General features: G+C 34.5%; 11 protein-coding genes. 7 read left to right on the plus strand and 4 right to left on the minus strand.

Features of this window, described 5'->3' with window-relative positions:
- Window positions 1-144 precede the first annotated feature (144 nt).
- Window positions 145-1245: an OmpA family protein gene (locus tag P177_RS07935; RefSeq protein ID WP_036153696.1), complete on the plus strand. Its 1101-nt coding sequence runs from the start codon at window positions 145-147 to the stop codon at window positions 1243-1245.
- 435 nt (window positions 1246-1680) lie between these two features.
- On the opposite strand, the gene P177_RS07940 is transcribed toward P177_RS07935, so the two are convergent.
- Together P177_RS07940 and P177_RS07945 are read right to left on the minus strand one after the other, a co-directional pair.
- A complete protein-coding gene (locus tag P177_RS07940; RefSeq protein ID WP_036153699.1) occupies window positions 1681-2133 on the minus strand; it encodes a thioredoxin family protein in 453 nt (150 codons plus the stop codon).
- 41 nt (window positions 2134-2174) lie between these two features.
- Complete coding sequence (locus P177_RS07945) at window positions 2175-2501, minus strand: YbaB/EbfC family nucleoid-associated protein (protein ID WP_036153701.1); 327 nt, start codon at window positions 2499-2501, stop codon at window positions 2175-2177.
- A 125-nt stretch (window positions 2502-2626) separates the two neighbouring features.
- Between P177_RS07945 and P177_RS07950 the strand changes: the two genes are divergently transcribed.
- The 3 genes from P177_RS07950 (at window position 2627) to P177_RS07960 (ending at window position 7180) form a co-directional block, all read left to right on the plus strand.
- A complete protein-coding gene (locus P177_RS07950; RefSeq protein WP_036153704.1) occupies window positions 2627-4684 on the plus strand; it encodes a S9 family peptidase in 2058 nt (685 codons plus the stop codon).
- A 79-nt stretch (window positions 4685-4763) separates the two neighbouring features.
- The gene (locus P177_RS07955; protein ID WP_036153707.1) at window positions 4764-5804 is read left to right on the plus strand and encodes a PLP-dependent cysteine synthase family protein; all 1041 of its coding nucleotides are present in this window, start codon (window positions 4764-4766) and stop codon (window positions 5802-5804) included.
- Between the two features lie 116 nt (window positions 5805-5920).
- Window positions 5921-7180 (plus strand): aminotransferase class I/II-fold pyridoxal phosphate-dependent enzyme, encoded by a 1260-nt coding sequence (locus P177_RS07960; RefSeq protein ID WP_036153710.1) that lies wholly within the window; start codon window positions 5921-5923, stop codon window positions 7178-7180.
- Between the two features lie 68 nt (window positions 7181-7248).
- Here the strand turns inward: P177_RS07960 and P177_RS07965 are convergent, their stop codons facing one another.
- Both P177_RS07965 and P177_RS07970 read right to left on the minus strand, forming a co-directional pair.
- Window positions 7249-8367, minus strand: coding sequence for a hypothetical protein (locus P177_RS07965; protein ID WP_036153713.1), 1119 nt, complete (start codon window positions 8365-8367; stop codon window positions 7249-7251).
- Between the two features lie 85 nt (window positions 8368-8452).
- Window positions 8453-9538, minus strand: coding sequence for a transporter (locus P177_RS07970; RefSeq protein WP_051941758.1), 1086 nt, complete (start codon window positions 9536-9538; stop codon window positions 8453-8455).
- 87 nt (window positions 9539-9625) lie between these two features.
- On the opposite strand from P177_RS07970, the gene P177_RS07975 reads away from it, so the two are divergent.
- The 3 genes from P177_RS07975 to P177_RS07985 are packed head-to-tail and all read left to right on the plus strand — an operon-like array spanning window position 9626 to window position 13619.
- The gene (locus P177_RS07975; RefSeq protein ID WP_036153716.1) at window positions 9626-9880 is read left to right on the plus strand and encodes a hypothetical protein; all 255 of its coding nucleotides are present in this window, start codon (window positions 9626-9628) and stop codon (window positions 9878-9880) included.
- A 32-nt stretch (window positions 9881-9912) separates the two neighbouring features.
- Window positions 9913-12348 carry a YfhO family protein gene (locus tag P177_RS07980; RefSeq protein ID WP_036153719.1) on the plus strand — a complete coding sequence of 812 codons (2436 nt, stop codon included), beginning with the start codon at window positions 9913-9915 and terminating at the stop codon, window positions 12346-12348.
- Entirely contained in the window at window positions 12348-13619 is a 1272-nt protein-coding gene (locus P177_RS07985) for a glycosyltransferase family 4 protein (protein WP_036153722.1), read from the plus strand. The genes P177_RS07980 and P177_RS07985 overlap by 1 nt, the downstream gene beginning before the upstream one ends.
- Window positions 13620-13639: the final 20 nt, after the last annotated feature.

Consider the following 13639-nt stretch of genomic DNA (forward strand, 5'->3'; position numbering starts at 1 on the left):
ATAATGCTGTGTCTTAACTATTGAGAAGTTAATCCATTTAACTTTTGATTAAGAGAAAGATTACAGAAAGTAAGGTAATTCTTATTCAAATGTTAAAATATTAACATAAATTGTCAAATATTAACTATTAAAATCCTTATCAAAATGAAAAAAGTATTATTCCTAGCAGTTGCATTTTCAGCTTCTTTTGCAATGGCTCAAGATCTGCCATCAAATCCAGAACCTGGTAAATGTTACGTTCGTTGTACAACTCCAGATGTTTATGTAAATGAAACAACAACCATTACAACAAATCCGTCGTACAAGATTTTAAAAACGATTCCTGCTACATTCAAAACAATAACAGAACGTGTACTAGTGAGAGAAGAAGAAAAAGTGCTTACAGTTGTTCCTGCTAAGTGGGGAACAGAAACTGTAACATATGTATCTAAAGGAGGTGGAAATTCTTTACAGGTAATCCCTGCTTCTTTTTCTCCTAGCACACAAACATTAGAAATAAAGCCAGCTTATGCTCAATGGGAGTTAGGTGTTGCCGCTCCTGATTGTGAGTCTGGTAATCCAGATGATTGTAGATACTGGTGTTACAAAGGGTATCCTGCACAATTTGAGACAGTTTCAACTCAAGTTCTTGCAAACGATGCTTCAACTACAAGTAGTCCTTTAGGTTCTAAAAACGGATCATACACTAAATCAGTATTGATTTCTCCAGCAACTGTTGTAGAGAAAATTATTCCTGCTGAGTACAGAGAAATTACTAAAACTGTATTGGATAAAGATGCTTATACTGTTGAAGAAATAGTTCCTGCAAAAACGACTACACTAACAAAAGAAGTTTTAAAAGAAAAAGGTGGCTTAACTACTTGGAAAGAGGTAGAGTGTGCACTAGTTGAGTACCAAGCTTTACCGATTAACTGGGATTCTGGTAGCGCTACATTAACTTCTCAAGCAAAAAGTATTATTGACAACAGATTATTACCTGTATTAGCTCAAAACCCTGGTGTTAAAGTTGAATTAGCTTCTCATACAGATTCTCAAGGTGGTGCAGCTTCTAACCAAAATCTTTCTGAAAGAAGAGCTAAGGCGGTTGCTGATTACTTAATCACTAAAGGTGTTAACTCTAGTCTTTTAGTTGCTAACGGTTATGGTGAAACTAAATTATTGAACAGATGTAAAGATGGTGTTTCTTGTACTGCAAGAGAGCATGCTGCAAACAGAAGAACTCAATTTAGATTAATTAATAACTAGTAATTAGGTTATTTAGTTAAAATGGGCTTACATGTAGTAAGCCCTTTTTTTATGCGGTAAATTTTCCATTCTACATGTACTAAGCTTTTTACTTTACGGTCTATTGTAATCTATACACAATAGGTTATGGTCATAAAGATTCTTCGTAATCACCAGAACGATGAATACTATTGTTATTAAGGCTTTGGAGCTAAGATTTGTTTTACTTTATAAGGCATGCAATTAGATATGATGTATGTAAACTATAGATATTAAGATACAGTAGGTGAGTTTAAGCTTTATAATGAAGTAGTAAACGTTGAGGATATCTATGTTGTTATGGTAAAGACAATTAAATATTTGTCAAAGCTTTAGTTTAAAACTGGTTTATAGAGGTATGTAAAAATAAAAAGGGCTTACATCATGTAAGCCCTTTTTATCTATTAGTAATGTTTTTTATTTGTTCTTTTCTAAAAGTCTTAGGTGGGAATCTATAACACCGTTCATACTGTAGCCAGATAATTTATCTAGTTCGTTTCCTTTGGCATCTATAATTTTAAACATAGGAAACACCTTCTTCTTGTTCAGTTTCGTCAACAATTCTTTATTGTGAACCATTTGCTTTTCTGATATTAAATCTCTGTTTCTAGGTACATCTATATATAGAAGTATATAATTATTTGATAATTGTTGGAACTCGTTAGTATCGAACAAATCAGTTTTCAACATTTTACATGGCGGACACCAGTCACTACCCGTAAAATAAACCAGTACATTTTTCTTTTGCTTTTTAGCTTTAGAAATAGCGGAATCGTAATTAGTTAGCCACTTAGAATCATCTACGCTATTAAAGTCAGCTTGTGCTGAGGCAAAAAGCGGAATCATGAATAATAAAATTAAATACTTCATAATTAATATTTAAAAGGTTAACTACAAATAACTTGCCGATCTTATTTAAATAACGAATCCATGCCGGGAATATTGGGCATTCCGTCCTTAGCAACAGCTGCTAATTCGGTTTCGTTAACGTTAGTTGCATTTTTTATAGCCTTATTTAACGTTAGAATTAAATAATCTTCTAGTTGCTCTTTATCTTGCAAAAGACTGTCATCTATTGCTATTTTCTTAATTTCTCTATTCGCTGTTATGGTAACAGAAACTAAACCGTCATTAGACTTTTCTTCTAAAGAAACTGTATCTAATCTTTTTTTGGTTTCTTCTACTTTTTTTTGGGTCTCTTTAAGCTTTCCCATCATACCCATCATATCTCCGAACATAATTTCATTTTTAATTTAGGTTGTAAAAATAATAAAAATAGGGGCATTTTAGTTTTTAACTGTAATAAAACGGGGGTCTGTTAATTAGTCTTATTTTTGCCGTCTTATTTTATAATGAAGTTTGTATGAGTGTTAAGCATCCGCCAAAGGCGCAAAAAATTCCCAAAGAATTGGTTATTCATGATGATGTACGGGTAGACAATTATTATTGGTTGAATGATAAGGAAAACAAAGATGTTATTTCTTATCTAGAAGCTGAGAATGAGTATTATGATGCCTTAACCGAGCATACCAAAGTGTTTCAGGAAGATTTATTTCAAGAAATGAAAGGTAGGATCAAAGAAGACGATTCTTCTGTTCCTTATAAATTGAACGATTATTGGTATAGCACTAGATATGTTATTGGAGGTGAATATCCTTTATACTCTAGATTTAAGAATAATTTAGATACTGAAGAGGAAATTATGTTCAATTGTAATGATATGGCTAAAGGCCATGATTATTTTAGTCTTGGTGGTATAGCTATTAGCCCGAACAATAAAATGGCCGCTTTTGGGGTAGATACAGTTTCTAGAAGGCAATATACCTTACAGATCAAAGACCTTGAAACAGGAGTTGTTCTAGATGATAAAATTGAAAATACTACAGGTGGCGGAGTTTGGGCAAATGATAATAAGACATTGTTTTATACTCGTAAAGACCCGGTTACTCTCCGTTCAGATAAAATTTACAAGCATAAATTAGGTACTCCAACTTCTGAAGATGTATTGATTTTTCATGAGGAAGATGATACGTTTAGTACATTTATATATCGCACAAAATCTAAGAAATACTTGGTTATTGGTTCGTTCAGTACTTTAACCTCTGAATTTCAAATTTTGTCTACGGATACACCCAATGCGGAGTTTCAAATATTTTCGCCTAGAGAACGCGGATTGGAATACACTATTTTTCATTATGAAAATAGCTTTTATATTTTAACCAATAAGGATAAAGCGGAGAATTTTAAATTGATGCAAACTTCAGAAGACAAGACTTCTTCTGAGCATTGGCAAGAATTTATACCACATAGAAAAGATGTGCTTTTAGAGGATATAGATATTTTTAAAGAATATTATGTGCTTTCTGAACGTGAAAACGGACTTAATAAAATTAGAATTATTCGTTGGGATGGAATGGAAGAGTATTTCTTACCTTTTGAAAGTGAAACGTATACTGCTTATGTGGGTAGTAATCCTGATTTTGATACTGAGGTTTTAAGGTATTCTTACAACTCTATGTCAACACCTAGTTCGGTAATCGATTTTAATATGCGAACTAAGGCAAAGGAAATCAAAAAAGAACAAGAGGTACTAGGAGGGCTGTTCGATAAAGAAAATTATAAAGAGGAACGTTTGTGGGCTACCGCGAGAGATGGTGAAAAAATACCTATGTCCATCGTTTATAGAAAAGATACTGTTTTAGATGAAAATACGCCTATTTTACAATATGCGTATGGGTCTTACGGTTCTACGATCGATCCTTATTTTTCTACCGTTAGGTTGAGTTTATTGGATCGCGGTTTTGTTTTTGCCATTGCTCACATTAGAGGAGGTGAATATTTAGGGCGTAGATGGTACGAAACTGGTAAACTTTTAAAAAAGAAGAATACGTTCACAGATTTTATCGATTGTTCTAAATTTTTGATTGAACAGAAAATGACCAGTGCCAAGCATTTGTATGCAATGGGCGGTTCTGCCGGTGGTCTGCTAATGGGAGCGATAATTAATTTGCAACCCGATATTTACAACGGCGTTATTGCAGCGGTACCTTTTGTAGATGTTGTTACTACTATGCTAGATGATTCCATACCCTTGACTACAGGTGAGTATGATGAGTGGGGCAATCCTAATGAAAAAGAATATTATGATTATATGAAATCATATTCTCCCTATGATAATGTTGTTGCCCAAGAATATCCAAATATGCTGGTAACAACAGGATTGCACGATTCTCAAGTACAATACTTTGAACCCGCAAAGTGGGTGGCTAAACTAAGGGAATTAAAAAAAGATGATCATCTGTTGATGTTAAATACAAACATGGAGGCAGGTCATGGCGGTGCTTCGGGTAGGTTTGAGTCTTTACGAGAGGTAGCTAAGGAATATGCATTTCTTTTAGATTTAGAAGGGAAAATCGCATAGTGGAAAAAAAACTGTAAATTTGCATCAGAAATTTTAACAAATTTCGTTTATATATTAACTAAACATTGATATCCCCCTTATGAAAAATGAGATCAGGGCTTACAACAATATATTAGAACTAGTAGGTAATACACCACTAGTTAAGTTAAACAAAATTGCAAAAAACCTTACTGGTAATTTTTACGCCAAGGTAGAAGCATTTAATCCAGGTCACTCTTCTAAAGACAGAATTGCGATTCATATTATTGAGCAGGCAGAGAAAGCAGGTATTCTTACCGAAGGCAGCACAGTAATAGAAACAACTTCAGGAAATACAGGATTTAGTATTGCAATGGCAAGTATCATTAAAGGGTACGATTGTATACTAGCGGTAAGTTCTAAATCATCTCCAGATAAAATAGATATGCTTCGCTCTATGGGTGCTAAGGTATATGTTTGTCCGGCTCACGTAAGTGCAGATGATCCTAGATCGTACTATGAAGTGGCTAAAAGATTGCATAAAGAAACTAAAGGTTCCATATACATCAATCAGTATTTCAATAAACTGAATATGGAAGCGCATTACAAATCTACCGGTCCTGAAATTTGGGAACAAACTGCCGGACAAATAACACACCTTATTGCTTGTAGTGGTACTGGTGGTACTATTTCTGGTACAGCTCGCTTTTTAAAAGAGCAAAACCCTAATATCAAAGTTATTGGTGTTGATGCGTTTGGTTCTGTATTGAAAAAATATCACGAAACCGGTAAATTGGATACCAACGAAATCTACCCATATAGAATAGAAGGTTTAGGTAAAAATTTAATTCCTGGAGCAACGGATTTTAGCGCTATAGACGAGTTTATTAAGGTAACCGATGCAGAAAGTGCACATACGGCTAGAGAGATTTCTAGAACAGAAGGTATCTTTGTTGGGTACACAAGTGGTGCGGTAATGCAGGCTATTAAGCAGTTAGATGAATTAAATACGTTTGACGAAAATAGTAATGTTGTTTGCATCTTTCCTGATCATGGCTCTCGTTACATGAGTAAAATATATAGCGACCAGTGGATGGAAGATCAAGGTTTCTTAAATACCGAAACGGTTGAAGAGACACAAGAGATCCAATACATAAAATAATTAATACAAAATATAGTGTTATTAAAGTGGGTTTATAGCCCACTTTTTTGCGTTGTAAATAATTTATGAATTTTTAGCAAAATTATTTACTTTTGCAGACAGATCCAAATTAAACAATGAAAGACTTATTTGATAGAATTTTAGCGAATAAAGGCCCTTTAGGTAAATGGGCTTCACAAGCAGAGGGGTACTTTGTGTTCCCTAAATTGGAAGGTCCTATTTCTAATAGAATGAAATTTCAAGGTAAAGATGTTATTACCTGGAGTATCAATGACTATTTAGGGTTAGCAAATCTTCCAGAGATAAAGCAGGTTGATGGTGAGGCTGCAGCTGAATATGGTTCTGCATACCCAATGGGAGCAAGAATGATGAGTGGTCATACGGAGTTTCATGAGCAATTAGAGCAAGAATGTGCTGCTTTTGTTCAAAAAGAAGCTTCTTACTTATTAAATTTTGGGTACCAAGGTTTCATGTCTGTAATTGACGCCCTTGTTACTAAAGATGATATAATAGTTTATGATGTAGATTGTCACGCCTGTATTATTGACGGTGTGCGTTTGCATATGGGTAAACGTTTTACGTTTGTTCACAATAATCCAGAAAGTTTAGAAAAGAACTTAGAGCGTGCTACAAAATTAGCCGAGCAAACTGGTGGAGGTATTTTGGTTATCTCTGAAGGTGTATTCGGTATGCGTGGAGAGCAAGGTATCTTAAAAGAGATTGTTGCTTTAAAAGATAAATTCAACTTTAGATTATTGGTTGATGATGCACACGGTTTTGGTACTTTAGGTGAAACTGGTGCCGGTGCAGGTCAAGAACAAGGCGTGCAAGATGGTATTGATGTTTACTTGGCAACTTTTGCTAAGTCTATGGCCAGTATTGGTGCTTTTGTTGCTGCTGACCAAGAAATTATAGATTATTTAAAATATAACCTTCGTTCTCAAATGTTCGCTAAATCATTACCAATGGTTTATGTAAAAGGAGCATTGAAACGTTTAGATATGTTACGTACGCAACCAGAGCTTAAAGCTAAACTTTGGGAGAACGTAAATGCATTACAAAACGGATTAAAAGAAAAAGGTTTTGATATTGGTACAACTACTAGTTGTGTAACACCGGTATACCTTAATGGTAGTATTCCTGAGGCAATGGCGTTAGTAAAGGATTTACGTGAAAATCACGGTATTTTCTGTTCTATTGTTGTGTATCCGGTAATTCCTAAAGGACTTATTCTTTTACGTTTAATACCTACTGCTACACATACGTTGCAAGATGTTGAAGAAACATTGGCAGCATTCTCAGCTATTAGAGAGCGTTTGCAGAATGGTACTTACAAAAGATTATCTGCTGCTGTTGCAGCTGCAATGGGAGAGTAATTTCTTATTGAATTATATTAGAAAAGCCCGAAATCATTTGATTTCGGGCTTTTTATTTTTGTCTTTTTTTAAAGCGATTTTCTATACGTTCTTCTGCGTTTATAGACTTTAGGGTCAAAGTGTTTCCACATCTGTTTAATAGCTAAATTTTCTTCCAATTCAGGTGTTCTGTAACACATATCAATACCTTTTTCGCTAAATGTTTTATGGTATTCGTTGAATATTACAGCCGTAACACCTTTATTTTGATATTCTGGATCTATACCTATTAAATAGAAAATAACATCCTTACTATTTTTCTTAGCTTTTAATAAATGGAACAAACCGAAGGGAAATAACTTTCCCTTTGCCTTTTGTAAAGCTTCGGAAAAAGCAGGCATAACAATAGCAAAGGCTATTAGCTTATCATCTTTATCCTTTACAAACTTTATATATTCTGGATTGATAAAGCTGATGTATTTTTTCTTGAAGTATGCTTTCTGTATTTCTGTAATAGGAACAAATGAAGAAAGGTTGGCATATGTTGCGTTAAAGAGGTCGAACATTTCATCTGCCATAGGCATGACTTCTTTAGTTTTGGTAAAATTGACTTCTTTAAGTCCGTAGCGTTTTTTTACCAAATCATTTAGTCTGGTAAACAAAGCGGGATCTGCATTTTTTGCAGGGAACTTGTTTTCCATGTATTCCTTTTCCTTTACAAAGCCTAAATTTTCATAATGGTCTTTGTAGTAAGCATGGTTATACCAAGTGATCATGGTGCCAATATGGTCAAAACCTTCTACTAGAACTCCAACTTTATCTAGATTTGAAAATCCTACGGGACCCTCCATATATTCTAAGTTGTGTTCTTTTCCTATTTCGGCAACCTTGTCTAAAAGTGTTTTTGAAACTGCTGGGTCATCAATAAAATCGAACCAGCCAAATCGCATTTTCTTTACGTTTTGTTGATTTATTTCTAGGTGATTGATTACTGCAGCCACACGGCCTACAATCTTATCTCCATCCTTAGCCAGAAAGAACCAAGCTTCAGCATCCTTAAAAACAGGATTTTTATCCTTGTCAAAGCTTTCTAGCTCATCATTAATGATTGGTGGCACCCAATATTTATTGTCTTTATATAGCGAAAACGGAAAGGTTACAAAGCGTTTTAAGTCTTGCTTTGTTTTAGCTTCATGTAATGTGATCATTGAACTTCTTTAGAAGTGCCAATATTAGTGATATTAATCAACAAATTAAGTGGTTAATAGTGAAAAATAGGGCGGTAGTGGTCAATTAAAAGTCTATCTCGCTACTCTCTTTCTTTTTCTTCTTTTCCGCTTTCTTTAATTTCTTAAGTTGTTTTTTAGAAGGACCAAGGTCAATGTCTTCTGCACCGCTTCCTTTTTCGTTCTTTTCCTTCTTTTTCTTTTTCATAGCCTTCTTGTCAATGGCTCCGCCATTTTGGTCAGCTTCTTGGTCTTCAATTGGTTTAAGCTTGTCTTTGTGGAAATCCATTCTATACGAACCACCTATCCCAAAGAAAATACGAGTAGGAGTATTTTTTAAACTGGCTCCCATGTTAATATCCAATTGAAAATTTTCTTTAAGTAAATGTGCAATACCACCACGGATTAATAAATCTGAATAACGATCACTATCTATACCTTGGTGTTCAACAAAAACACTCCACTTCGGGTTTCTAAAAGCATGTGATAACGAAATAGTATAGCTTAACTCTGGGTCATCTGTTGTAATGCGATCATAAGCTGTATTGGTAATTAAAACAAACCTTGGTGTCAAACGACTTTGGGTTGCAATCATACCACGGTAAGAAATAGTTGGTTCACCAATGTAAAAAGGATTGTCTCCTAATACAAAGTTTGCGCCACCATAAATAGAAACGGCAGGCAAAAGATTTTTGAATTGAAATTTGTTGTTTGCTCTCCAGCTGTAAAGATTTGGTTTATTTGCTTCCGGGTTTTTAAACGGATCGTAAACAAGAAACTTTAGTCCTAATCTATTTCTGGTAAAATCTGTTCGCTTCCCTGTAACATCAAAATTTAAATAGGTGATATTTTGGTTTTGGAAAGTACCCTCATAATTCAGTTCTAGTTTCTCAAATAGTAATCCGTATCGTAATGATATGTCGGTACCCCAAATATTAGACTCTGTATTTAAAAGTGTATGATCTTTTTGCTCATAAAATAGTCCCATTTCTGCTTGCACCACGTTTTTTCCGACGGCATAAGCACTTACAGATACTCCTGGTCTATTAGAATTTATAACATCTGTGTACTGTGAAATACCCGCCAGCGGTAGAAGAAATAATAGAGTTAATACGTATTGATATGACTTAGAGTAGGCAAAAAGACTATTCATGAACACGATTTTATATTTATTTTAATAGTATGATTCTTTATATACAACGTGATAATTGTATTTTTGATATATCTTAAGTAAGAATAAATGGCTTTTTTAAAAACTATATTAATTATTCTTTTGGTGTATTACTTGCTGAAATTTTTGGCGAAGTTGTTTGCGCCAAAAATATTGAACTACGCAGCCAAGAAAACAGAATCTCATTTTAGGGAAGCTTTTGATAATCAACGTCCTTTTGAACAAGAGGAAGATGAAAGTGTTATTGTCAATAAAAAACCATCTCGAAAAAAGAACGATTCAGAAAAAGTAGGTGAATACATTGATTTTGAAGAGCTAGACTAGTTATCTTTGCCAAAACACTACTTATTTAGCAAATGAAGCAAGGCTTAAAATTCTTTTTCATCCATTTTTTTGTTGTTGTATTTTTTATCATTGCTGCACTGGCATATTTTAGCCCTGTGCTTCAAGGTAAAGTTATGTACCAGCATGACATTGCCCAGTATACGGGTATGGCAAAAGAGCAGAATGATTTTCGAAAATCTAACGACCAAGAACCGTATTGGACCAATAGTGCATTTGGTGGCATGCCAACATACCAACTTGGTGCAAACTATCCGCATAATTACATCAAAAAATTAGATCGATTAATTCGTTTTTTACCTAGACCTGCAGATTACCTTTTTCTTTACTTCATAGGTTTTTATATTCTTCTTTGTTGCCTAAAAGTAGACTATAGACTGGCAGTTGTTGGTGCTTTGGCATTTGGTTTTTCCACTTATCTTATAATTATTTTAGGTGCCGGGCATAATGCAAAAGCACATGCTATGGCTTATTTGCCAGTATTGTTGGCTGGTATTGTTTTAGTTTTTAGAAAGAAATACCTCTGGGGATTTGTTTTAACAGCCTTGGCTATGGCTCTTGAAATTACAGCCAACCACTATCAAATGACCTATTACTTTATGCTGCTAGTTCTCATTTTGGGTGTGGTGTATTTGGTGTATGCAATAAAGGATAAAAAATTAAAACACTATTTCATTTCTGTTGGCATCCTATTGTTAGCGGTGACTTTGGGGATTGCTGCCAATGCAACAGGGTTAATGGCTACTAAAGAATATGCTGACTGGAGTACACGTGGTAAAAGCGAATTGACCATTAACCCAGATGGTTCACCAAAAGCAGACACTGGTGGATTAAGTAAAGCCTATATTACCAATTGGAGTTATGGTATTGCGGAATCTTTAAACTTATTTGTTCCCCGTCTTTTTGGTGGTGCAAGTCAAGAGAACTTGGGTGAGAATTCTAAATCTTATAATTATCTGATTGATAAGGGCTTGGCAAGATCAAGTGCTTTGGATTTTGTAAGTGGTTTACCTTTGTATTGGGGAGAACAGCCTGGAACCTCTGGTCCGGCATATTTGGGTGCGGTTATATTCTTCTTGTTTATTCTAGGATTATTTTTGGTTAAAGGCAAGCACAAATGGTGGTTGCTGTTCGGTTCAATAATGTCATTGATACTATCCTGGGGTAAAAACTTTAGTGCTTTAACCGATTTCATGATAGATTACTTTCCTCTATATGATAAGTTTAGGGCAGTGTCATCTATACAGATTGTATTAGAACTTTGTGTTCCTGTTTTAGCCATATTGGCTTTGAAAAAATTATTTAAAGACAAAGTTCCACAAGCGGATAAAATAAAATCCCTAACTATTGCATCAGCTATTATTTTAGGTCTTGGAGTAGTGCTATTCATATTCAAAGGTGCTTTTCATTTTGTTGGTGCCAACGATGATAGCCTTAGAATGACAGGTTTAGAAGAGCTGCCAGAAATGCTTAGACTAGATCGTAAGAGTGTTTATACTAGTGATTTATTACGTTCTTTAGCTTTTGCTTTGGGTACGGCATTATTAATTTGGCTGTATTTGAAAGGGAAATTAAAAATGAATTTCTTGATTATTGCAATTGGTATTTTGGTTGTGGTAGATTTAGTAGGGGTTGACTTACGCTATGTAAACAATGATAATTTCGTGTCTAAACGAAAAATGTTAGAACCTTTCCAAGAATCTACTGCTGATAAAATTATTGCTAAAGATGACGGAGTATTCCGTGTTTTTGATCAAACAGACGGATTTGATTCGGCTAAAACTGCTTACTTCCACCAGAGTATAACAGGCTATCATGCGGCTAAACCCGCCGGTATGCAAGACTTGTTTAATTTTCATGTATACAATGGCAACTTATCCGTCTTGAATATGATGAATATTAAATATGTTATAAGACAAGATCAGGAGGGTAATGTTTTTCCTATTGAAAACCCCAATGCAAATGGTAATGCTTGGTTTATTTCTCAACTAGAACCTGTTGCCAATGCTGATGCTGAAATAATGGCTTTAGATAGTTTGGATACTAAGAATGTAGCCGTTGTTAATTCTTCTAAGTTTTCTGATATTTATCCATTGACATATCAAGTAGATTCTACGGCTTCAATTTCTTTAATTGATTATGAGCCTAATCATTTAACGTATACGTCTAAAAATAGTAATGAAGGTGTCGCTGTTTTTTCAGAAATGTATTATGAGAATGGATGGAATGCTTATATAGACGGAAAAGAAAGTGATTACTTTAAAGTTGATTATGTATTAAGAGCTTTGAAAATTCCTTCAGGTGAACATAAAATTGAATTTAAATTCGAACCAGAAGTAGTGGCTACGGGAAGTAAAATCACTCTAGCCAGCACTATTTTATTGGGTCTTGTAATTATTGGAGGATTCGGTTTTTCTTTTTGGAGGTCTAAGAAAGAAGAGGAAGCATAATGAGAAAGGTTCTGGTCATTACCTACTATTGGCCACCCGCTGGCGGACCTGGAGTTCAGCGTTGGTTAAAGTTTGTAAAGTATCTAAGAGACTTTGATGTTGAACCGGTTCTGTATATTCCTGAGAATCCACATTATCCGCTTTTAGATGACTCTTTTTCTCAAGATATTCCAGATGATTTAAAAATTTATAAGCATTCCATAAAGGAACCTTACCGTATAGCCTCTGTATTTTCTAGTAAGAAAATAAAACGTATAAGTTCTGGAATTATTCAAACCAAAAATCAATCTTTTTTAGAGAAAGTTCTATTGTGGGTTAGGGGTAATCTATTTATACCTGATGCAAGAAAATTTTGGGTAAAACCCTCTTTTGATTTTTTAAAAGATGTTTTGGTAAAAGAAGGAATAGAAACTATTATTACTACCGGTCCTCCGCATAGTGTTCACCTTATTGGTTATTACTTAAAGCAGTCTCAGCCTTTAAATTGGATTGCAGATTTCCGTGATCCCTGGACTACTATCGGTTATCATAAAAAACTGAAACTATCTTCATCAGCAGAAAAAAAGCACAAACAACTAGAGTCTGATGTTTTGAATACTGCCGATAAAATTATAGTTACGAGTAATACAACAAAGTTAGAATTTCAACAGATTACTAATCAGCCAATAGAGGTCATAACTAACGGATATGATGGTGAAATAGCTTCTTCTTATAAATTGGATTCAAAGTTTACTATTGCACATATTGGTTCCTTATTAAGTGGAAGAAATCCAATGAACCTGTGGAGGGTCTTATCAATTTTGGTAAAGGAAAACGAGGATTTTAAGAAGGCACTACAATTGCGTTTTATTGGTGTTGTAAGCGAAGAAATACTTGCATCAATAACTGAAGCCGGTTTGCAAGAGTATATTGAGATTGTTGGCTATGTTACGCATCATGAGGCATTAGAATATCAAAAATCATCTCAAGTATTGTTATTGGTAGAAATAGACTCGGTAGATACCATTGGTATTATACCTGGTAAGTTGTTTGAATATATGGCGGCAAAAAGACCTATATTGGGTATAGGTCCCAAAAATTGGGAAGTTGCTGGTATTATTAAGGATACGAACACCGGACAGATGTTTGACTATTCTGATGATATTGAGTTGAAAAACGTACTTTTAAGTTGGTTTCAGCAATTTCAAAAAGGAGAATTGCAAATAACCTCTGGTAGTATAAAGCAATACAGTAGAAGGGAACTCACCCGAAAATTGGTCGAATATATTTAATGGGTATCGTACTAAAACAG

The sequence above is a fragment of the Maribacter forsetii DSM 18668 genome (assembly GCF_000744105.1).
GTDB classification, from domain to species: domain Bacteria; phylum Bacteroidota; class Bacteroidia; order Flavobacteriales; family Flavobacteriaceae; genus Maribacter; species Maribacter forsetii.